The following is a 23,142-nucleotide window of genomic DNA, read 5'->3' as shown; positions in this document are numbered from 1 at the left end:
ATTATATTTAAAATTATCCACAGTTTAATAAGGAATATAATTTCCTATGGATTATAAAAAAGAGACAGCCTTTGTGTAAACAAAAGCTATCTCTTTATCTAATAAATTTGTTATTTATAATATAAAATTATGCTTCTACTTCAGTTTCTAACTCCTTAATATTTTTAAATTTAGTCATAAATATAACTAAAGCAATAACAGCTACAATTATACCAACCGGATATGAAATAGTAGTAGGTAACCTAAATCCTTCTGGGGCTTGAAGTATATAAGTTACACTTACTGCTGTCATGAATGTAGCAGGAATTGTAGCAATCCAGTGTAGCTTTTTATTAATCATTAAATACGCTGCTGAAGCCCAAAGGACTATCATTGCTAATGTTTGATTTGACCATGCAAAATATCTCCATATTATTCCAAAGTCAATTCTTGTTAAAGTAAAACCTACTGCAAATAGTGGTACTGCAAGCATTAATCTCTTTTTAATTTCACCTTGCTTAAATCCTAATGCATCTGCAATAACTAGTCTTGCACTTCTAAATGCAGTATCTCCTGATGTTATAGGCGCTGCTATAACACCTAGCATAGCAAGTACCCCACCTATAGGTCCAAGCAAACTACTTGAAATAGTTTTAACAACTGCTCCTGGTCCACCACTTGCTATAGTCTCATTTAATCCTAATATACCACCATCAAAGAAGGACATAGCTGCTGCTGCCCATATTAATGCTATAATACCTTCAGAAATCATTGCTCCATAGAAAATTCTTCTTCCATATTTTTCATTAGAAATACATCTTGCCATCATTGGTGATTGTGTAGCGTGGAAACCACTAATAGCACCACAAGCAATCGTTACAAATAACATAGGCCAAATTGGTAACCCTTTTGGATGTAGATTAGTTAGTGCTATTTCTGGAATGTTATATCCTTTAATAACTAACATACCTCCTATTCCAACTGCCATTATCAATAAAGCTGCACCAAATAATGGATATATCCTACCAATCACCTTATCTACAGGAAGAATAGTGGCTAAGAAATAATATACAATTATAATTCCTAACCATACACTAGCACTACCTATTCCACCTAAATTAAGACTTGCCAAAAGCTTAGCGGGTCCAGTCATGAATACAGTTCCGACTAGTATTAGTAATACTACTGAAAAAATCCTCATTATCTTTCTTGCTTTCTCGCCTAGATAAATACCTACAATCTCTGAAATACTTTTCCCCTCATGTCTAACTGAAAGCATGCCTGAAAAGTAATCATGTACAGCACCAGCAAAAATACTACCTAATACAATCCATAAAAATGCCGCCGGTCCAAATAAGGCACCCATTATTGCACCAAAGATTGGTCCTAAACCTGCAATATTTAAGAATTGAATAAGAAAGATTTTCGGCCAGCTTAATTGAACAAAATCCACCCCATCATTCATTGCAACTGCAGGAGTAGGTCTCTTTTCATCAACTCCGAAAACCTTTTCCACAAATTTACCATAAGTGAAATATCCCAATACTAAAATTAAGATAGAAGTTAAGAATGATACCATGCTTTCTACCCCCTATTATAATATTATTTATTTTAGTTTTATTATAGCTTTAAGTAGTAATAAAATAGGGGGAATAGGATTAAATTGCAAATATTCGCTCTTAAACTGCAATATTCTTGTGTGAACTACATTTAGCTTATATTCATTATCCCTCTGAATTCTTTAACTTGGCTCCTACTTACAGGTATCTTTTCTTTGCTATATTTCATCTTAATCCGATATGTACTGTTAAACCATGGCTCAATTTCCTCTATATAATCAAGATTTATTAAAAAACTTCTATGACTCCTAAAAAAATTCTTTGTATTAAGTTTTTTTTCAAGCTGACTTAACGTATTATTTGATTCAAATTTCCCTTTTGTAGAAACTATAATTGTACTTCTTCCTTCTACTGTAATATAAATTATTTCACCGGGATCTAAAGGTATCAGTTTGCCGTTTTTATATACAGATATTTTACCGATTTCTTTCCTTTTTTCATTCTTTATAAATCTTAAAAGTTTTTCTAACCTATCATCATAATCTGCTTTACTATAATACATCTCTTTTACTTTTTCTATTGCCTTTTTAAGTCGTTCCTTAGATATAGGTTTTAGTAAATAATCGACAGCATTTACCTCAAAGGCCTTTATAGCAAACTGATCAAAGGCTGTAACAAATACTATTAAAGGAACATATTCACCTTTCACAACATGCTCTGCCACCTCTATTCCACTAATCTTAGGCATCTTTATGTCTAAAAAAATCAAATCAGGCTTTAACCTTTGAATTAATTCAATAGCTTCTAATCCATGAGTTGCTTCCCCAACTATGTCTATGTCATCAAACTCCTGTAACAAATATTTCATTTCCTCCCTTGCAGGCATTTCATCTTCAACAATTATGCACCTTATCATTCAAGCTATCCTCCTTTGAGTTTTTAGGAATCCTCATTATTACAGTTGTTCCAACTCCTAGCTCACTTTCAATTTTCAAACCATATTCTTCACCATATTTATTTTTTAGCCTATTATTTACATTTATAAGTCCTACTGAATCATTTCCCTCTCTTTTAGAAAAGATATGCTTTATATATTCCTCATCCATTCCGACACCGTCGTCTTTTACAATTAATATTGTTTCTTTTTCATCATCAATAGCTTTAATTATTATAGTACCTCCTTCAAGTTTTTCCATTATGCCATGTTTAATAGAATTTTCTACTATAGGCTGCAATATTAGAGGAGGTAAAAAACAAGTTATTTTATCCGGTATATCAAACTTTACATTTAACTTATCTCCAAATCTTGCTTTCTCTATTTCAAGATAAGATTTTACATGTTCTATTTCCTTTGTAAGTTCAACCTCCTCTCCACTCTGCTGCAAATTTTTCCTGAAATATGAACCTAAATGTAATAAAAGCTCCCTCGCCTTATCTGGTTTTGTCCTTATAAATGATACTATTGTGTTTATAGCATTAAATAGAAAATGAGGATTAATTTGAGCCTGTAGAGCCTTCAATTCAGCCTTTGCAAGTAATTCAGACTGATACTCTATTTTACTTAATTCAATTTGTGTTGAGAAAAGTAAGCCTAATCCTAAGGCCAATTCCATATCAACCTGAGTAATTGAATTCTCATCAGTTTTGTAAAGTTTCAACGTACCAATTACTTTATTGTTTTCTTTCAAAGGAACTATAATAGCTGACTTTAATCCACACCTATGAATATCGCAATCAATTTTCTCTTTAGAATTCGCTACTATATATTTGCCACTTTTAATTACCTCCTTTGTAATAGTAGTCTTTATTCTATCACCGGCTTTATGATGGTCTTCACCAGCTCCAACATGAGCTAAAATCTTTTTCCTATCTGTAAAAGCAACTGCTTTTAAATCAGTCATCTCATAAATTATCTGCGCCGTTTCACGTGCTGTTTCAGCATTAAAACCTTTTCTAAAATATTTTAATGTCTTATTGGCTATTTTTAATGCTATCTGTGCTTGATATGCAGCTGCCCTCTCCTGATCCTTAAATATACTCTCTGTAATAGCAATAAATATCGCTATACCTATGGAATTAGCAATTATCATTGGTATACCGATTATTTCTACCAAATTAACTGCTTCTATAAAAGGTTTAGCTACTATAAGGATTATTATCATCTGAATAGTCTCAGCAATAATTCCCATAACTAAAGAAAACAACCATTTACTTTCGGTTTTGTAAAACTTTTCACTTAACATCCCAGCCATTATGCCCTCTATAATCGTTGAAATTGCACAGGCTACAGCTGTAAACCCTCCTACATCTATAACCCATCTGTGAAATCCTGCAATTATACCTGATAATATTCCTACAAAAGGGCCCCCTAAAAGTCCTCCAACAAATACACCTATTACCCTAGAATTTGCCAGTGCCCCTTTAACCGGTATACCTGAATAAGTTCCAATTATACCAAATATTCCGAAAAGTATTGAAAGAATAAATTTATCTGAGAGGCTAATATTTCTCTTAGTAACAAGCTTCCTAAATAAATTTATTTTTGACATAATAAAAGCCAGTATTATTATTGTTCCGACTCTATTTACTAAACTAGTAAGTATTGTTAGTATCAATATAAACACCTCTTTACTTTTTACTGTAACTTAATTTTATACCATTTATATTATTAAATAAATATAAGTTTCAAGAAAAAATAAAGGCTTAAGATATTTTATCTTAAGCCTATTTATGTCTTTTATAAAGCTCTCTTTTAATATCTTCAACTGTTAATCTCATTTCTACCATCAAAACAAGAATATGATATACTAAGTCAGAAACTTCATATATTACTTCCTCTTTACTTTTATTTTTAGCTCCAATTATAACTTCACTTGTTTCTTCTCCTATTTTTTTAAGAATTTTATCCAAACCTTTTTCAAATAAATAACTCGTATATGAACCTTCTTTTGGATTATTTTTCCTATCTTCTATCAGTTTGTATAGATAATTAATAAATTTATCTATATTGTCTTTATTACTTAAAGCTCTAGATTCTAAAATCTTATTGTAAAAACAAGAGTATTCCCCTGTATGACACGCTACTCCCTTTTGCTTAACTTTAATAAGTATCGAATCACCGTCACAATCATAATACATACCTACAATCTCTTGAAAATTACCCGATGTTTCTCCTTTATTCCATAATTTTTTTCTACTTCTACTGTAAAACCATGTTTTACCCGTCTCAATTGTCTTTAGCAAAGATTCTTTATTCATATATGCAAGCATTAAAACTTCTTTAGTTTCTACATCTTGTACTATAGCTGGAACCAAACCATTGAAATCAAACTTTATTTTCTCAACAAACTCCATCTATTTCATCCCTTTCTCACCGCTATGCCTTTTTTATCTAAATACTTTTTTAAATCCTGTATAAGAATCTCTTTAAAATGAAATACAGAGGCAGCTAATGCAGCATCGGCCTTTCCTTCATATAACACTTCATAAAAATCCTCCTTTTTTCCTGCACCACCAGAAGCTATGACCGGAACATTAACTTCTTCAGAAATTATTTTAATTAACTCAATATCATATCCTTTTTTGACCCCATCAGCATCTATACTATTTATTACAAGTTCTCCTGCTCCCAATCTAACACCAAGTTTAGCCCATTCAATTGCATCAAGACCTGTATCAAGTCTTCCTCCATTTATAAAAACATTCCATCTTTCTTTTCCGTCCATCCTTTTCGCATCAATTGAAAGTACAACACATTGTGACCCAAACTTTAATGCAGCTTCCTTTATTAAATTAGGGCTTCTTACTGCAGCTGAATTGATAGAAATTTTATCTGCTCCTGCCCTAAGTAATACAGTAAAATCATCAATGGTTCTTATACCTCCACCTACTGTAAATGGGATAAATACTTCTTCTGCCGTTCTTTCAACTACATCTAAAAGTATATTCCTTTTTTCATAAGAAGCTGTAATATCATAAAACACTAATTCATCTGCCCCCTGATCATTATAATATTTAGCAAGCTCTACTGGATCATCAACATCTTTTATATTTTTAAACTTAGTCCCTTTAACAACCCTTCCAGCTTTAACATCAAGGCATGGTATTATTCTTTTTGTAAGCATTTAAGCACCCCCATTGACAATTTAATCCTTAATTATCTGATATTTAAGTAGCTCAGTAATCTTTACTGCTCCACTATAGATGGCCTTTCCTACTATGCAACCATAAACACCTATTTCCTTTAACTTTTTTACATCTCCTACACTACTAATTCCACCTGAGGCAATTATATTAATATTAACTTTTTTCTTTAATTCCTCATATACTTTAAAGTTAGGTCCTTTCATCATTCCATCCTTTGATATATCTGTATATACAATTGTTTTTACACCGATTCTTTCTAAATCCTTTGCAAATTCGATTGAATTAATAGAACTTAAGTTTATCCATCCGTCAACTGCTACAAAACCATCATTAGCATCTATAGAAACTACAATTCTATTACCATAGTCTTTTATTAATTGTTCTAAAAGTTCCGGATTTCTAACTGCTAGAGTACCTATAATCACCCTTTCAACTCCACATTCCAATAATATGTCAACAGTTTTTCTACTTCTTATTCCACCGCCTATCTGAACGGGAATACTTACTGAACTTACTATTTCCTTAATTAATTCTAAATTATTAGGAATTCCATGAATTGCACCATCTAAATCTACCAAATGGAGATATTGACATCCTTCTTTCTCCCACTTTTTTGCAATTTCAACCGGATTGTCACTATATATAGTTACATCATCAAATCGACCTTGTCTTAACCTAACACACTTTCCATCCTTTATATCAATAGCAGGAAATATTATCATTTAATCATCTCCCCAAAAGCTTTTAGTAAAGCTAATCCTGTTTTACCACTTTTCTCAGGATGAAATTGCATCCCGAATATATTATCCTTTCCAACAATTGCAGGAAATCTCTTTCCATAATCGGATAGGCATATTACATTATCATCCTTTGTTTTTACATAATAGGAATGTACAAAGTATACATAAGCTCCTTCCTTAATATACTTTAAAATCTTGTTATCTTTATTTATTTTCAGCCTGTTCCATCCCATATGGGGAACTTTCAAATTTCCATTAAATCTTACAACTTCTCCAGATAAAATTCCTAAACCTTCCCATTCTCCATCCTCAAAGCTCTTTTCAAATAAAAGTTGCATTCCAAGACAAATCCCCAGCAATGGCTTTCCTGAAGCTATATTTTCTTTTATACAAGAAATTATATTTTTCTCTTTTAGATTTTCCATTGCATCTTTAAATGCTCCTACTCCCGGTAAAATTATTCCCTTCGAATTATTTATATCATAAATATCATCCGTAATTTTTGCTTCAAACCCAAGCTTTTTTAAAGCTTTATATACACTTTTTAAGTTCCCTACACCATAATCTATAATAGCAATCATTATATAACCCCCTTAGTCGACATTACACCTTTTATTCTTTCATCTATAGCAGTAGCTACATCTAATGCTCTGCCAAATCCTTTAAAAATCGACTCTATCATGTGATGGGTATTTCCACTATTTATCATTTTTATATGAAGTGTAATTCTACTATTATTTACAAAAGCTCTAAAAAACTCTTCTACAAGTTCAGTATCAAAATCCCCTACCATTTCCCTAGTAATATTTACATCGAAAGACAAATAAGGCCTTCCGCTAATATCCAATACTACTAAAGACAGACACTCATCCATAGGAGTAAATACACTTGCATATCTTTTTATGCCCTCTTTATCTCCTAAAGCATCTTTGAAAGCTTCTCCCATCACTATACCAATATCTTCAATGGTATGATGACCATCAACGTATAAATCTCCTTCGCATTTTAAATCTAAATCAAATAATCCGTGTCTAGCAAAAAGATTCAACATATGGTTGAAGAAGCCTATTCCTGTATCTATATTGCCTCTTCCTTCTCCATCAATATTTAGTTTTAAAGATATATCTGTTTCCATCGTTTTTCTCTTTTTTTCCGATGTTCTCATTTTTTTATCACTTCCTTTAATGCATCTATAAAAACCTTATTCTCCTCTCCAGTTCCTACTGTTACTCTAAGATGATTCTCCAATCTACTTCCGCTAAAAAATCTTACCTTTACTCCCCTATCTAGCAATCCTTCAAAAACTTTTTTCCCGTTATCCACCCTAAAAAGTATAAAATTTGCACTTGAAGGATAAACTTTTATTCCGTCTATTTTTTTCATTTCATTGTACAATTTATCCCTTTCTTCATTTACCAATCGAACTCTGCTTAAAACCTCACTCTTATTCCTTAGTAACTCTATCCCTATAAGTTGAGATATGGTATTTAAGTTATAGGGAGGTTTAACGCTATTTAGTTTTTCTATAATCTTATCTCCCGCTACCAGATAGCCTGTCCTGATTCCAGCAGCACCAAAAGCCTTAGACAATGTTCTTAACACTATAAGCCTACTGAAGTTTTTTACTTCCTGTACTATTGTTTTACCTCCAAACTCAAAATATGCTTCATCGACAACTACAACACTTTTGGTTTCGTTTACAACTTTAATAATCTCTTCTTTTCTTATAAGGTTTCCTGTTGGATTATTGGGTGAACATAAAAATATCAGTTTAGCCCCTCTAGCATTAGCAGTTTTTATTAAAGCATCTATATCTACATTAAAATCTTCATCCGTAGGTACATCTATATACTCTACACCTGCAATTTTGCTTATAAGTCTATACATTACAAATGTAGGAGAGTGAGATACAACAACATCATCTTTATCAGCAAAAGTATTGATTATTATATTAATCATTTCATCAGAACCATTACCTACTATTATATTTTTGAAATTTACACCTATATATTTTGAAATTTCTCTTCTCAATGCTCTGCTGTTTGTATCAGGATATCTGTTTAATTCTAAGTTGTGTAAGTTTTTTATAATACTTTTCATAACATTATCAGGTAAATTAAAGGGGCTTTCATTGGCATCCATTTTATACTTATATTCATAATCATTGGGTATATACGGCTTTAAATCCAATATACTTTTCTTTACCAGTAACTCTATCATCCTTCAAACCTCACTTTTATAGAATTTGCATGAGCTGTAAGACCTTCTTCCTCAGCAATTCTTATAATCTTATTTTTACACTTATTAAGACTTTCTCTGTCATAGTATATAATACTGGATTTTTTGTAAAAGTCGTCCACTCCTAATGGAGAGAAAAATTTAGCAGTACCACTTGTAGGTAAAGTGTGGTTTGGACCAGCAAAATAGTCTCCTAAGGGTTCCGGTGAATACTCACCCATAAATATTGCTCCTGCATTTTTAATACTATTGACTAATTCAAAGGGCTTATCTACCATTAACTCTAAATGCTCAGGTGCAATTTTGTTTGATAACTCAACTGACTCTTCTAAATCATTAACAACTATAATTACTCCATAATCATTTAAGGCTTTTTCTATAATATCCCTTCTGGATAATTGTTTAACCTGCCTTTCTATTTCATCTCTTACCCTTACAGCCAACTCCTTCGAAGTAGTTATCAATATGGATGATGCCAGTACATCATGTTCAGCCTGGGATAACATATCGGCAGCTATATATTTTTCATTTGCGTTATTATCTGCAATTATCAATATCTCACTTGGCCCTGCAATCATATCTATATCAACATATCCGTATACCATCCTTTTTGCTATAGCTACATAAATATTACCCGGTCCCACAATTTTATCCACTTTAGGAATAGTCTCCGTTCCAAAGGTTAAGGCACCGATTGCCTGCGCACCTCCAATTTTAAATATCCTGTCTACACCTGCTACTTTTGCTGCAGCCAATATATTTTTATTAATTTTTCCGTCCTTTGAAGGAGGGGTTACCATAATTATCTCTTTTACACCAGCAACTTTAGCAGGTACGGCATTCATAAGAACCGTTGACGGATAAGGAGCAGTACCACCAGGTACATATATACCTACCTTTTCAATTGGATTATATATTTGTCCTAATATTATTCCCTTATCTTTATTCCATATCCATGAATTGTTAAGTTGTTTACTGTGATAATTCCAGATATTGTCTTTAGCCTCCTCCAAAGCCTCAATAAGTTTCGAATCACAGCTATTATATGCTTCATCAATCTCATTATCAGATACAATAAGATTATCTAATTCTACACCATCAAACTTTTTTGTATATTTATATAATGCTTTATCGCCATTTTCTTTAACATCTTCTAGTATTTTTTCTACACTTTTGTTTACCTCTCCGAATTCAAGCTGGCTTCTATTTAACAAATCTTTTATTAATTTTACCGATTCTCTATCTCCTGTTTCTATAATCTTTATCATACTTATAACTCCTTTCTAAAAATCATTTGTATATTATCGATTATTTCTCTTATACTCTTATTTTTCATTTTATAGCTTACCTTATTCGCAACCAGTCTAGCACTTATAGGAAACATATCTTCTACAACTACCAATCCATTCTCTTTTAGAGTTCTTCCTGTTTCAACAATATCTACTATTACATCTGAAAGACCAACTAAAGGAGCCAACTCTACAGAACCATTTAGCTTGATTAAATCTATTTGTATCCCCTTTGATAAAAAATATTTCTTTGCTATATTTGGATACTTTGTTGCTACCTTTAAAGGTCTTCTGGTGTTATCTATCTTATACCCGGGAAGAGCTGCAACAGCAAATTTGCATTTTCCAAAGCCTAAGTCAGCTATTTCATAGAGGTCTCTCTCTTCTTCCATAATAATATCTTTCCCTACTACACCTAAGTCGACCGCTCCTCTTTCTACATATACCGGAATATCACTAGCCTTTACCAATATAAAACGTACATTCTTTTCCTCATTTGTAAATATCAATTTCCTTGAGTTTTTTTCCATTTCACTATATCCTAATCCAATTTTCTTAAACATTTCATATCCTTTATCTCCTAATCTTCCTTTAGCAAGAGCAATATTTAAGTAGTCCACAATCTATCCTCCTTAATGTATTGATGTTAAAAAATAGTTTTTAACTTTGTTATCTAATCGCTTCATAAAATTATCAATATCAATATTCATACAATTATTTTTCTGTATGTCAATAAGTTTCAACCTCTCAGTACCATATATAATTAAAGTTTTAATTTTATTACTCTCAGCATAGTCTATATGTTTTTTGAGATTTTTATATAAATCCGTTTCAACTATTAAGCCTTCATTCCTAAGATAATTTGCTATTTTAAAGGCTTCTTTTCTGTTTTCTTTTGTATAAAGGATTAAATAATCCGTATTAAATCCTTTATCAAGCTTCTTAATAGTAGACTTTATACCGTTAAGCAATTCATCTATGTTAATTGCAAAACCGGTTGCCGGCATACAATGACCATACTGCTCGGTCAGTTTATCATACCTTCCACCATTTAAAATAATCTGTCCATGATTGGCCATATATCCCTTAAATATAATTCCAGTATAGTAGTCCAAATGGTTTATTAATCCTAAATCTATTGATATATACTGACTATATCCATAATCATTTAATATCTCATATACAGCTTCCAGATTTTCTAGTGATCTGGCCATTCTGTCATTAAGACACATTTTTTTTGACTTTTTTAAAACATCAGAAAACTCTCCATAAAGACCTGGTAACTGTTTTATAATATCTTTAACTTCGTTTTTAATATCCAAGTTATCTAATAATCTTTCTATTTCTACAAAGTTTTTATTTTCTATAAGTCCTTTAAGCTTATCTTGAATTCCTCTATCAATATCTATTTCTGACAATAACCCTTTATAAAAATCTGTATGGCCTATTTCTATCTGAAAATTCGATACATTTTTAAGTAAGCTTTTGATTGCTATTGCAATTACTTCTGCATCTGCATCAGGTTCATTATTGCCGAAATATTCTATGCCAGCCTGAGTAATTTCCCTTTCTTTTCCATTTTGATTCCTACTCATTCTAAATACTTTTGAAACATAAAAAAACTTAAAATAATCTTTATTCGTTTTATAATTATTTGCAACCATTCTGGCTATAGGAATTGTCACATCAGGTCTAAGGACTAATATTTCTCCTGAGCTATCTATGAACTTAAACATTTCATCTTTTAATACAGTACTTTTGACTAATGAAAACACATCATAATATTCGATTGTAGGAGTAGAAACCTGTTTATATCCATAACTTCTAAAATTATCTTTTATGCCCTTTATAATTATCTCTTTAATCTCATAATCATTATAGAGTTCATATCTTACTCCGTGTGGAGTCTGGTATTTGAAACTCAACATAAAGATTTTACACCTCACTTTATTTATTTATCACTTTAACGCATTAAATCATTTCTGTAAATGATACTATTTTTTTTTGATTACGTCAATAGAATTATGTAAGTTTTAAAAAAATTTAAATTTTAAAGCAGAAATTAAACAAGCTTGTTGACAAAGTTAATTTTTTTAAAAATATATGAAAATAACAAAATCTTCGATTTAAATAAATCAAAGAGGATTTTGTTGAAGTCCATTTCGGAAATTATATCTAAAATTACTTACGATTTAATAAAGTTTATAACGACTCTGGCATGCAAGCATGCCAGACAAAGTTTCAATAAAATTAACATTAATATTTATAAAAATATAAGATTTTATTATAATTTCCTTATGGATTATAAAAGCGAATGCTTGAAAGAATTTAGTTTTTTCTAAATTCTTTCGCATGAGCGTTATTTTCATAAATATTTTATTTTGTCTACAGTCTGAAATTAAACCTTACTATTTCAAAAAAAGAATAAACCTAAGCTTAAAGCTTAGGTTAAAAAATTATATATAAAATTGTATAAAGTCCCGAAAGTCCTATTAATGTATAAATTACTCTTGCATAAATAGAATCTTTACTTTTGAAAATATAGCATACTATGTCAAAATTAAATAATCCATATAGTCCCCAATTGATAGCACCAAATAGAATAAGTATTGAAGCTATCGCTTTTAACACCCCAATTCCCCCAATCAAAATAATTTTGTTATTAAAGCATATTATCAATAATAGTAAAATATTACAAAACTATATCTTAAATATTTCCTTTAGTACCTGAGCCACTCCCGCTTCATTATTTGTTTTCTTAGTAATAATGTCAGCCGCTTTTTTAACTTTATCAGTTCCATTTTTCATAGCTATTCCTAAACCAGCTTTTTTAACCATTTCAACATCATTATTATCATCTCCAATAGCTATGATTTGACTTTCATTAATCCCTTTATCTTTAGCATAATCTCTTAATGAAAGCCATTTCGACCCTTTTAAGCTCATTATTTCAAGTATAGGCCCAATATCTGAACCATTCAATAAAATATGGGTGTTAAATTTTCGAGGACATTCTTTGTGTATTTTTTTCTCAAATTTTCTCAAAGTTTCATAACTACTCTCATAACATATAACTAATATTTTTGATTCTTCATAATCCAATATATTTTTTATTTTTTTATGCCTAATAATATTCTTTTTAACATAATTCGAATATTTATTACCTTCTTCATCTTCTTCTATTAGTAAATCATAACCTTCTTCGTAATGATTTACATGCAGGATTGGATGTAGTCCAATACTTCTTCCTTTTTTAACAATCTGATGAAAGTCTTCTTTTTCTAAATACTTAGTAACTAATACCCTGTCGTCTGATATTCTTCTTATAATATTTCCGTTGTTTGCTAATATTGTTAATTCAATACCTAATTCTTTTGCAAAATTTTTAGCTGACCAATATCTTCTACCAGTTGCTATTATTATTTCTAAACCTTTTTTAGATAGAGCAATTAATACTTTTTTGTTCTCTTCTAACATTCTTTTATCATCAGTTAAAAGTGTGCCATCTAAATCTATAGCCAATAATTTATAATTCACAACATCACCCTATTTATACTAAGTAAAATACACTATAGTTTGAAATATTCTTCAAAAGATTTAGTTACATAATAATGGTCTAAAACCCCTGCCAATTCCCTTATTGAATGCATTGCTAACATTGGGTTTCCAATATCTATCGAACGTATATCTAGCTGACTAGATGAAATAGGTCCGATAGTAGATCCTCCTCTTTCGTCTGAACGATTTACAAATTTCTGTAGAGGAATACCTGCATTTCTGCAAATCATTTCATATACAGCACAAGAATCACTATCAGTAGTATATGCTAAATTCGCATTAATCTTTATTACTGGACCTTTATTTATTTTTGGTTTATTCACTGGATCATGCTTTTCTGGTGAATTTGGATGGACTGCATGTGCCATATCTGCTGATATTAAGAATGAACTATAAATTGCTCTAAAGAAATCTTCTTTATCTTTTCCTAATGCATAAACTATTCTTTCTAAAGTATTTATTAACATCGGTGATCCTGCACCTTGCTTAGTTTGACTTCCAACTTCCTCATTATCGAAACATACCATTACATTTGTTGAATTAGAACTTTTAGTATTAACTAATGCAGTTATTCCAGCATGTACCATTGCTAAATCATCTAATCTTCCACAAGAAATAAATTCCTCATTAAGACCAACAATTTTACCTTTCTCAAATTCATACAAATAAAGATCAAAGTCAATAATATCATCTTGATTTACATTTAAGTATTCTGACAATAACTTAATTAAATAATTATCTTTCTCGAATTCATCATTAATTAAAGATAATATAGGTAATACGTCTTTTTGCTTGTTTATTGAAACTCCTTCATTTATTTTTCTGTTCATATGTATTGCTAGATTTGGTATTATGAGTATCGGTTTATTAATATTTACTAGTCTAGTTTCTGGATACATTGGATTATCACTTTTTAAACTTACTCTACCAGCTAATGACAAAGGTCTGTCGAACCACGTATTTAAAATAGGTCCTCCATATACTTCTGTATTTAATTTTAGATAACTATCTTCCGCTATCATTTCAGGTGATGGTTTAATTCTAAATGTTGGGGCATCAGTATGTGCACCTATTAACTTAAACCCATCTTTTTCAATCTCTCCTTTTCCTACTACAAATGCTATTAAAGCAGAGTCATTTTTTGTTACAAAGTATTTTCCACCTTTTTGTATATTCCATCTATCTTTCAATTTTAATTCACTAAATCCCTTACTAACTAATATTTCTTTTATACTTTCTACAGCATGATACTGAGTTGGACTTTTATAAATAAAATCTATTAGTTCTTGTGCTAACTTTAGTTCTTTTGTCATAATCTACCTCCTACCTAACAATATTTTTACACTATTCGTCTCCAAACTCTTCTAAAAATGCTTTAGAGGCAAGTTCAAACTCTTCATCACTTTCTATATTAATAAGTTCAATTCCTTCATCTGTCTCTTTAAATTCATATAGTAAAACTCTCTCTTCACCTACTGGTAGCAATGCAACAAATTTTTTGCCTCTTAGCTCCATTGTTGTTAATACCAAACAATCCACTTCTGTATCATCTTCTAAAACAAGATGTATCCTTGGAAAATCCTCATAATCATGATCATGTTCATGCTCATGATTATGTTCATGATTACAACCACATTGACACATTATTTCCTTATTGTCTTTACTCATTTTCATTCTCCTTTATCTTTTATTTTATTTCTTTTAATACTGCTAACAAGTAATCCCATGTTCTCTTAGTCGAAGATATGCTTAAATGTTCATTTGGCGTATGAACATCATACATATTAGGTCCAAAAGAAATCATATCAATATCTCCTAACTTTTCTTTAAAAAGTCCACATTCTAAACCTGCGTGTATTGCAGTAATTTCAGGCTCTTTCCCATATAAATCCCTATATACTTTAACAAATACTTTACGAATATATGAGTTAGGATTATACTGCCATTCAGGATAGTCAGACTCTGTAATAAGCTTAGCTCCTATAGCTTTTGCCACTGTTTCTGTTTGAGATACTATATCATATTTTAAACTTCTTACTGAACTTCTAACTGCACTTTCAAATACTACTTCATTATCCTTAACAGCTACTACTCCAAGGTTAGTTGAACTTTGAACTAAACCTTGTATTTCCATACTCATAGTTTGTATACCATTTGGTATCATAACCAATAAATCTACTACTTTTTCTGTTGTTTCAATTGAAAATACACTATCAATATTATCATTTAATTTTTCAAGCTCCACATTTACATCTGGATCAGTAGATTTAAATTCATTCCTCAATGTTTCATTCCAACACTTAATTTTTTCATTTAATTTTTGCTCATTTTCTGGATCAATTAATATAACAGCCTCAGCTTCTCTAGGAATTGCATTCATTTTAGCTCCACCACTAATATTTGCTAAATAAAAGCTTAGTGTTTTCTGTATATCCTTTAATACTCTTCCCATAAGCTTGTTAGCATTTCCTCTACCTTTATCAATTTCCATACCCGAATGGCCGCCTTTTAGTCCTTTAATCTTGATTCTATAAGCGTTTAATTTTTCATCAACTTGCATTTTAACTATAGGAAGTATAACTCTTGTTCTGACTCCACCTGCACAACTTACTAAAAGTTTGCCTTCTTCTTCTGAATCGATATTTATAAGTATTTTTCCCTTTAAAATTGAAGGATTTAAAGCTGAAGCTCCACCCATACCAGTTTCCTCTTCAGTAGTAAAAACAACTTCAAGTGGTGGATGAGGTATTTCTTTTGACTCTAATATTGCTAGACAATAAGCTATTGCTATCCCATTGTCTGCACCTAATGTTGTACCAGTTGCTCTTACAAAATCACCGTCAATTCTTAATTTTAAAGGATCTTTTTCAAAATCATGCTCAATTTCTTTGTCTTTTTCACATACCATATCCATGTGACCTTGCAAAATAACAGTTGGTGAATTTTCATATCCTGAAGTTCCACACTTTTTAATTATAACATTTAGTGCATCATCTTGTATAACTTCTAAATTATTCTTTTTAGCAAAAGAAACAAGATAATCGCTAATTTCCCTTTCGTTTCCTGAACCTCTAGGAATTCTAGATATTTCTTCAAAATATTTAAACACAGCTTTAGGCTCTAAATTGTTTAAAACGTAATTCATAAAAAACAGCCCTCCTCATTATATTTTCTTCCTACATAATATAATTATACTTCGACTAAAAATATCCTTTTTTCAGAAAAAAATAGAGTGCCAATTAGCACTCTATTTCTTTTAATTTTTTTCTATTGATATTATTTTGTGCATCTCTTATCATTCCAGTAGCATGTCCCATAGGACATACCACGCACCAGCTTCTAGGTTTATAGATTACTCCCATTATAATCCCTAAAATTAAAGAAATACTCATAAACCTAAATACACTGAATGCTATTCTCTTAAAATTAAAGCCTGCATGGTATAGAGAGAAACTAAATACTGTTATCATAGCAAATAACAATATATTTTTAAAAGTCTTTGTAGTCATTCCTTTTGGAAGGTTATTCTTTAGACTTATATTTTCTAAAAATTTACCTAATAATGAACCTCTAGGGCAGTATTTTACACAGTGTATCTTACCTCTTCCTCTAAGTGCATGATAAAGCGGTGCTCCCATACAAGCAAAACCGAAAACTCCAAACCTCACATCTAAAATTGATAATACTAAAAATGTAATCATAATAATCCATGACCAACTCATATGTGATTTACTCTTCATGTCAAACACCTCCAGATGCAGTATCGTTTTATTGATATATCCATATATTACGATATTTCGATATATGTTGCAATAGCTGCATCTGAAGTTCTAAAATTAAGTTTTTTCGTAATTATTTCAATTTTCTATACAAATAAATCTTTAGCTTTTATTGCTCTATATGATTGAATAAATACTAGAATTAATAGTATAACTGCTAAAACAGGAGGTACAACAGTCAATAAAGTTGCCAAAGTAGGAGATAAGCCAGTATAATTTAAAGTCTGATTCACAGCTTCTTTATAATTTAACAGTACAAAAAATCCATATCTTATCCATATAAAAGATGTCATTATAGATACTGGTATTACTGTTAAACTTAAATTAAACCCAGTTAACGACCTGTTTTTTATTCCTCTAACCCCTAAGAAAATAGGTATAAAAAACACTGCTGGCAAAACAAAACCAAAATATTGTGGTGATAATGCTAGAAATAAAACAGATGTAAATAAATATACTCTAAAATACTTGTTTATGTAATCAGTATCCCCAGTAAAATCTGCTTTAGCTGCTTTTAAATACCTTATGTAATAACTTAACTTACCATTTAATTCTTTAGAATCTGCATTTACTCTAAATTCTTTCAATAACTCCTTGCCTTTTTTTACTAATGAAGTATAAACATTTTCTAAATTATCGGATACTTCAATATCTTTATACTCATTAATCAAACTCTTTACGTTTTGAAGATATTTTTCTTTTTTCTTTTCATTTATTAAGTTTGTTTTTTCTATTTTTGTAGATAATTGTTCCAAAACTTTTATTATTTCTATTGTATTCATTAAATCACCTCTATGTAGTTATGGTCTTTAGTCATTCGCTATTCGTCTAATTAAAAGACTAAAAGCCTAAGTTTTTATAAAACTTTTGACATTACCTAAATATATTATATCTCATTTAGGGCAAAAATCCCCATCATTTGATGGGGATTTTTTTTATTTCTTTTCACCTTTTAGTAATGGTCTTATTGTTACAAACATGGAAACCAATATAATAGTCCATGCAGTAATCATAAAACCTAAAGCAGCACCAGTCATAATAACATTCCTCCTTATGAACGGATCAATATCTTACCTTCTGCTAACTCACTACCGTATTTATTCTTAATTGAAATATATGACTGTATAAATCCAGCTATTAGTACAACAATTACAACTATTCTACCACCTACAACCCATGGTATTAATTGAGGTTTATCAGCAACAAAAGATGGTATCAATTTGAAATATCCAGCTTTGAAATAATCTTTTGTTGAGAAGAATAGAAGTACAGCAACTGTAACTGGAGCTATTATTCTAACAAATAAATTGAAGAACCATGTTGGAACTTTCCATATACCGCCTCTATTTAATTCTTCTAAAGCTCTTTCTCTCATTAACCAACCAGCTACTATTACCTCAATTAAACCTAGAACTAATAGTAGATATGAACCTACCCAGTTATCTACTTCAGTTAAATACATAAGATCTGCAGTTTTAGTTAAAATTGGTTCAAGCCCTACTGGTAATCCAACAATTATATATCCAAAGAAAATAATCCATGCAGCTTTAGATCTTTCAATTTTCAAATCTTCTTCAACTAATGCAGTTAAATAGTTGAACATAGCTATTGCTGAAGTAAAACCAGCAAAGAATAATAGTAAGAACCATAATGCACCAAATATCTGACCTCCAGCCATTGATCTAAATACGTTTGGTAGAGCAATAAATGATAATCCTACACCTGCTCCTACTCCTTCAGGTCCTAAAAATGCATATGCTATAGGTATAACAGCAGTACCACCTAAAATAATTTCTGCAAACTCATTTAATGAAATAGTCGCTAATGATGAAACTACAACATCATCATCAGGTTTCAAATATGAAGCGTAGTTTGCTATAATACCCATACCAATTGATAATGTAAAGAATATTTGTCCTGCAGCAGCTAATGCAGCTGTCCAATTAAGTTTTGAGAAATCTGGATTCCAAATATAATTTAAACCTTTTAATGAAGACCAATCAGGATTAACAGGACTTCCTAAAGTTAAAGCCCTTATTGCTAATATAATTCCGAATACATATAACACAGGCATCATTAATTTTGCCCAACTCTCAATACCTTTTTGAACACCCCTTGTAACTGCTAATGCAAGACCTAATAAAGCTAATATCCAGAATATAAATACTTTTGGACTTTGAATATAGTTTACGAAAATTTCACCAGTCGATTTTGCAGCATCCATATAACCGCCAGTTACTGAAAGGTAACTGTAACCTAAAGTCCAACCAATTATTTGATTGTAATATGAGTTAACTAACAATGTAACAGCAAAAGCTAATGCCCCTGATAAAGCACCTATTATTGCTGCATTTCTTGGATTTGTTCCTTCTCTAGCTTGTAAATACACCATAGGACCTAATGTACCATGACCATATTTACCACCATAACGTCCAAGATTCCATTCAACAAGCATTACTGGAACACCAATCATTATAAGTGCTGCAAAATACGGAATTAAGAATGCACCACCACCATTGCTGGCAGCCTGATACGGGAATCTCCAGAAGTTACCTAAACCGATAGCGTTACCAGCCATTGCTAGTATCAGACCTATCTTCGATCCCCAATTTTCCCTGTTGTTTGCCATAAAAATCCTCCCTCCAAGTTTTAGTTCAACTGTTAGTTATATTATAAGACAAATATCGACAATTTTCAAACGTTTTTTACTTTTCTGAAAATAATAGAATGCGTAAATCCTCTAATTTGTAACGTTTTCCTGTATTAACTTTTCGAAAGTTATTTTTTTAACAAATCAATCTTGAATACAATTGTTAATATGTGTAATTATTTTATTTTTATACAAAAAAATGGCCTAAGGCCATTTTACCATTGAATTTTTAATATTTTTTGTTTTATTTGTCTTTAAGAATTAGTCGACCTATATTTCGAATCACCAGCAAGACTTAACAATCTATTAATTACTAACATACTTATTCCTATTATGAGAAATAAAACCTGAATTGAAAACTTATCAGCTATAAATCCAAATAATGGTGCTAAAACAACAACAAATAGAGATTTCAATTGACTATCTATCGACATAACAGTTGCTCTTTCATCTTTATTCATATAGTCTCCACATACATCAACAACTAATGGTCTTCGTCCATCTTTTAATACATATAAAATGAAATATAATCCTACTACTAAGTATATCAATTTAAATTTAATTGTAAAATACAACGCTATAGATAACATACCCATAATATCAAATGAAATCTGCATAAGTTTATTTGAAGGTAAATATTTATTTAATCTATATATGTTTCTCGAAGCCATAGAACTAAATATATAGAATATTCCATACGTAATACCCAAAATTACTTTTATTTGACTATCTGAATCTAAAGTTGTAATATATGAAGCTCCCATTAATAATATAGTAGTCTGTAAAATTGGTTGTATATAATCTTTTATAGTTTTAAAAATTCCATCGTATAATGACGAACTGAGCAAGACTTTTACTAGCATTTCATTATTAAATATACTTTTAAGTTTTATAAAACTGTTAACAAAAAACTTTTTAATACTTAAATCACTTTCATTCTTTTCATTCAGATCGTTAGGATAACTTAAGATTAATAGGAAATCTAAAATATAAGGTAAAATACAAATAAGAAAAATCCATCTCATTGCTGGTAATTTTAAAACAAAAATTATAGATAAAAAAGCTGAAATTGATGAACCTAAAAGTGAAAATGAACGAGTTCTTCCGTATACAAAACCTTTATAAGAAAACCATCCTTTTTGCTCTAAATATGAATATATCATAGCCTTATGTGTACCTGATCTAAATGCTTCCCCTAAACCAAAAAATATCATAGCTATAATTATAACCATATAATTGGTGCTTAAAAAGAAAAATATAAAAGATATAATATAAAATGTAAAACATATTAGTAATTCTGTCTTTTTACCATAACTATCTGCAAAAATACCTGATGGAACTTCAAAAATATAAGTCACTATTTCTCTTATTGCAAATAAAACTCCTACTTTAAATAAACTTAATCCATTAGCTAATAAGTATATATATAGGTATGGTTCAAAAAACTTCAGGTTCTTCAAAAAACCATAAAAACAAAATTTCCAGATTTGTTTATCTTTTTTTATTTCAGCATAAACATTTTGCATAACTACAACCTCCTTATCAATATATCAGCAAAATATCAGCTAAAAGTCATTTAATGATTATTATTATTATTTCAACGAAATTATTCTTTTTCCTCTAATAATTATCGATTTTAAACAAATACTTAATAATTTCATCATATGCTTTTTTTGCTCTTGTATTCCAAGTATTCTCTTTTGCTACTCTTATCCTTTCTAATCTTTTTGATGAGCAATCTTCTATTATAGCTCTTTCTATTATTTGATAGCAATTATAGTAGTTCATAAAATATGTTATATTACTATATTTCCTCTTTATCTCATAAATTTCAGTAGATATAACAGGTTTTCCAGCAGAAATAAATTCATAATATTTTATTGGATCACATCCCTTAATCATATTTGTTAACTTAAATGGTATCATTGCTAAATCAAAATTCGATAAATAATATGGAAGCTGAGAATAATCTTTATGTTCTAAAATCGTTAAATTTGGATGTTCTATAATTTTTTTATAATATCTGTTTTTTCCTATAAGAATAACTTTATATCTATCTGCTATTTTACTTATAAGCTTATAATCTAACCAGGATGCTAAAGCCCCATAAAAACCTATTACTTTTTCATTTGAATTTATCATTGGAAAGTCTTTTGGCTTAGGTAGTTTTTTTTGAGCAATTTTAAAATGCTCGTAATCTGCTGCATTTGCACACATAAAAACAGGTTTGTTGTATTTTTTATAAAGTTTATATAGCAATTCGGCAGTACAAGCTATTATATTTGCACAATCAATAGCTTTTTGCAAATCTACAGCCCAAAGTGAAAACTCATCAACTGGCATATCAACACCATCAAATACAACAAAATCAAAACCTGTTCTAGAATATTTATAATGTTTAGGATATGAAAACCATAGCACTTTCTTACCTTTTACTAATTGACTATAATCTGTATTGACTCTAACTACAAACAAATCATCATTTACTTTCAATATAGGTTCATTCAATTTTTTATACATTTCATTTGATATATAAATACATCTTACATTATCTATTTTAGAAAATGCAGTAGCAAGTTGCTGTGGTCTTTGATATAGCAAATACCAATCCAATACTGGTGGAAAAACAATTGTAATTTCTGGCTTTTCAGATTTTATAACACTTATATTTATTTTAGCATTGGATTTATCTACATCCCTTTTAATCCCTTTATTAACAGTTATAGAATCCATTTTCCCTCTCCCTTTTAATTTTTTCTCATAATTAAATTCTTCATAATATATTTTATGGAACATAGTAGTTTTGGTACTACATAGATTTTTATCATAACTTAACATACAAGCAGAAATAACACCATATAAAATAGAATTTTTACAAAAATCAATCTGATATTTTCTGAATTTTTGTATTTTTTTTGATTTATTTTAATTGTTTTCTATTGTATAATTTTTATAAAGAAAGACTTAAAAGGGGTTATGACAATGGGAAAGGTAATTGATTTTGAAGAAGGTAAAAGAAGAATCATACTTAAACACAATAAAAACAAAATATATAGAAAAAAAGAAAAATACAAATATAACCTTTTAATACTGACTATTATAGTAATATTTTGCTTTACAACAATAATAGCAACAGTTAATTATCAAAATTATTTTCAAAGTACAAATATCTTAGAAAAAAAAGTAGGCATGAGTCTGTTTTAA

General features: G+C 30.0%; 23 protein-coding genes. 1 reads left to right on the top strand and 22 read right to left on the bottom strand.

What is annotated here, in order from left to right:
• Positions 1–127: 127 nt before the first annotated feature.
• From BFN48_RS01250 to BFN48_RS01145, 22 genes are all read right to left on the bottom strand, one after another.
• The gene (locus BFN48_RS01250) at positions 128–1,558 is read right to left on the bottom strand and encodes a carbon starvation CstA family protein (RefSeq protein WP_069649064.1); all 1,431 of its coding nucleotides are present in this window, start codon (positions 1,556–1,558) and stop codon (positions 128–130) included.
• A gap of 131 nt (positions 1,559–1,689) precedes the next feature.
• On the bottom strand, positions 1,690–2,454 hold the full coding sequence (locus BFN48_RS01245) for a LytR/AlgR family response regulator transcription factor (protein ID WP_069649063.1): 765 nt from the start codon (positions 2,452–2,454) through the stop codon (positions 1,690–1,692).
• On the bottom strand, positions 2,432–4,162 hold the full coding sequence (locus tag BFN48_RS01240; RefSeq protein WP_242863188.1) for a sensor histidine kinase: 1,731 nt from the start codon (positions 4,160–4,162) through the stop codon (positions 2,432–2,434). The genes BFN48_RS01245 and BFN48_RS01240 overlap by 23 nt, the downstream gene beginning before the upstream one ends.
• Before the next feature lie 100 nt (positions 4,163–4,262).
• On the bottom strand, positions 4,263–4,892 hold the full coding sequence (gene hisIE / locus BFN48_RS01235) for a bifunctional phosphoribosyl-AMP cyclohydrolase/phosphoribosyl-ATP diphosphatase HisIE (protein ID WP_069649062.1): 630 nt from the start codon (positions 4,890–4,892) through the stop codon (positions 4,263–4,265).
• Between the two features lie 5 nt (positions 4,893–4,897).
• Entirely contained in the window at positions 4,898–5,662 is a 765-nt protein-coding gene (gene hisF / locus BFN48_RS01230; protein WP_069649061.1) for an imidazole glycerol phosphate synthase subunit HisF, read from the bottom strand.
• A gap of 21 nt (positions 5,663–5,683) precedes the next feature.
• Positions 5,684–6,406, bottom strand: a complete 723-nt coding sequence (gene hisA / locus BFN48_RS01225; protein WP_069649060.1) for a 1-(5-phosphoribosyl)-5-[(5-phosphoribosylamino)methylideneamino]imidazole-4-carboxamide isomerase — start codon at positions 6,404–6,406, stop codon at positions 5,684–5,686.
• Entirely contained in the window at positions 6,403–7,005 is a 603-nt protein-coding gene (gene hisH, locus BFN48_RS01220; protein WP_069649059.1) for an imidazole glycerol phosphate synthase subunit HisH, read from the bottom strand. The genes hisA and hisH overlap by 4 nt, the downstream gene beginning before the upstream one ends.
• On the bottom strand, positions 7,005–7,589 hold the full coding sequence (gene hisB, locus BFN48_RS01215; RefSeq protein WP_069649058.1) for an imidazoleglycerol-phosphate dehydratase HisB: 585 nt from the start codon (positions 7,587–7,589) through the stop codon (positions 7,005–7,007). The genes hisH and hisB overlap by 1 nt, the downstream gene beginning before the upstream one ends.
• On the bottom strand, positions 7,586–8,644 hold the full coding sequence (hisC, locus tag BFN48_RS01210) for a histidinol-phosphate transaminase (RefSeq protein ID WP_069649057.1): 1,059 nt from the start codon (positions 8,642–8,644) through the stop codon (positions 7,586–7,588). The genes hisB and hisC overlap by 4 nt, the downstream gene beginning before the upstream one ends.
• Positions 8,641–9,930, bottom strand: a complete 1,290-nt coding sequence (gene hisD / locus BFN48_RS01205; protein ID WP_069649056.1) for a histidinol dehydrogenase — start codon at positions 9,928–9,930, stop codon at positions 8,641–8,643. Before hisD ends, hisC begins: the two co-directional genes overlap by 4 nt.
• A gap of 2 nt (positions 9,931–9,932) precedes the next feature.
• A complete protein-coding gene (hisG, locus tag BFN48_RS01200; RefSeq protein WP_083238723.1) occupies positions 9,933–10,571 on the bottom strand; it encodes an ATP phosphoribosyltransferase in 639 nt (212 codons plus the stop codon).
• A gap of 12 nt (positions 10,572–10,583) precedes the next feature.
• Positions 10,584–11,879: an ATP phosphoribosyltransferase regulatory subunit gene (gene hisZ / locus BFN48_RS01195; RefSeq protein ID WP_069649055.1), complete on the bottom strand. Its 1,296-nt coding sequence runs from the start codon at positions 11,877–11,879 to the stop codon at positions 10,584–10,586.
• A gap of 520 nt (positions 11,880–12,399) precedes the next feature.
• A complete protein-coding gene (locus BFN48_RS01190; protein WP_278287280.1) occupies positions 12,400–12,582 on the bottom strand; it encodes a DUF378 domain-containing protein in 183 nt (60 codons plus the stop codon).
• Between the two features lie 69 nt (positions 12,583–12,651).
• Complete coding sequence (locus BFN48_RS01185) at positions 12,652–13,488, bottom strand: HAD family hydrolase (RefSeq protein ID WP_069649054.1); 837 nt, start codon at positions 13,486–13,488, stop codon at positions 12,652–12,654.
• Between the two features lie 32 nt (positions 13,489–13,520).
• On the bottom strand, positions 13,521–14,822 hold the full coding sequence (locus tag BFN48_RS01180; protein WP_069649053.1) for a M18 family aminopeptidase: 1,302 nt from the start codon (positions 14,820–14,822) through the stop codon (positions 13,521–13,523).
• Between the two features lie 31 nt (positions 14,823–14,853).
• Positions 14,854–15,177, bottom strand: coding sequence for a DUF1292 domain-containing protein (locus BFN48_RS01175; RefSeq protein WP_069649052.1), 324 nt, complete (start codon positions 15,175–15,177; stop codon positions 14,854–14,856).
• Between the two features lie 19 nt (positions 15,178–15,196).
• Complete coding sequence (locus BFN48_RS01170; protein WP_069649051.1) at positions 15,197–16,654, bottom strand: aminoacyl-histidine dipeptidase; 1,458 nt, start codon at positions 16,652–16,654, stop codon at positions 15,197–15,199.
• A gap of 94 nt (positions 16,655–16,748) precedes the next feature.
• A complete protein-coding gene (locus BFN48_RS01165) occupies positions 16,749–17,249 on the bottom strand; it encodes a 4Fe-4S ferredoxin (protein ID WP_069649050.1) in 501 nt (166 codons plus the stop codon).
• Between the two features lie 125 nt (positions 17,250–17,374).
• Positions 17,375–18,070, bottom strand: coding sequence for a hypothetical protein (locus BFN48_RS01160; RefSeq protein ID WP_069649049.1), 696 nt, complete (start codon positions 18,068–18,070; stop codon positions 17,375–17,377).
• A gap of 269 nt (positions 18,071–18,339) precedes the next feature.
• Positions 18,340–19,917 (bottom strand): sodium:neurotransmitter symporter family protein, encoded by a 1,578-nt coding sequence (locus BFN48_RS01155; protein WP_069649048.1) that lies wholly within the window; start codon positions 19,915–19,917, stop codon positions 18,340–18,342.
• Positions 19,918–20,192: 275 nt separating this feature from the next.
• On the bottom strand, positions 20,193–21,464 hold the full coding sequence (locus tag BFN48_RS01150) for an MFS transporter (protein WP_069649047.1): 1,272 nt from the start codon (positions 21,462–21,464) through the stop codon (positions 20,193–20,195).
• Between the two features lie 94 nt (positions 21,465–21,558).
• The gene (locus tag BFN48_RS01145) at positions 21,559–22,671 is read right to left on the bottom strand and encodes a glycosyltransferase family protein (RefSeq protein ID WP_141706099.1); all 1,113 of its coding nucleotides are present in this window, start codon (positions 22,669–22,671) and stop codon (positions 21,559–21,561) included.
• 249 nt (positions 22,672–22,920) lie between these two features.
• Between BFN48_RS01145 and BFN48_RS01140 the strand changes: the two genes are divergently transcribed.
• The gene (locus BFN48_RS01140) at positions 22,921–23,142 is read left to right on the top strand and encodes a hypothetical protein (RefSeq protein ID WP_069649045.1); all 222 of its coding nucleotides are present in this window, start codon (positions 22,921–22,923) and stop codon (positions 23,140–23,142) included.

Source organism: Caloranaerobacter ferrireducens (genome assembly GCF_001730685.1).
Lineage (GTDB): Bacteria > Bacillota > Clostridia > Tissierellales > Thermohalobacteraceae > Caloranaerobacter > Caloranaerobacter ferrireducens.
Note: the sequence above shows the minus strand (reverse complement) of the source record. Positions and strands in the feature narration are given on the sequence as shown.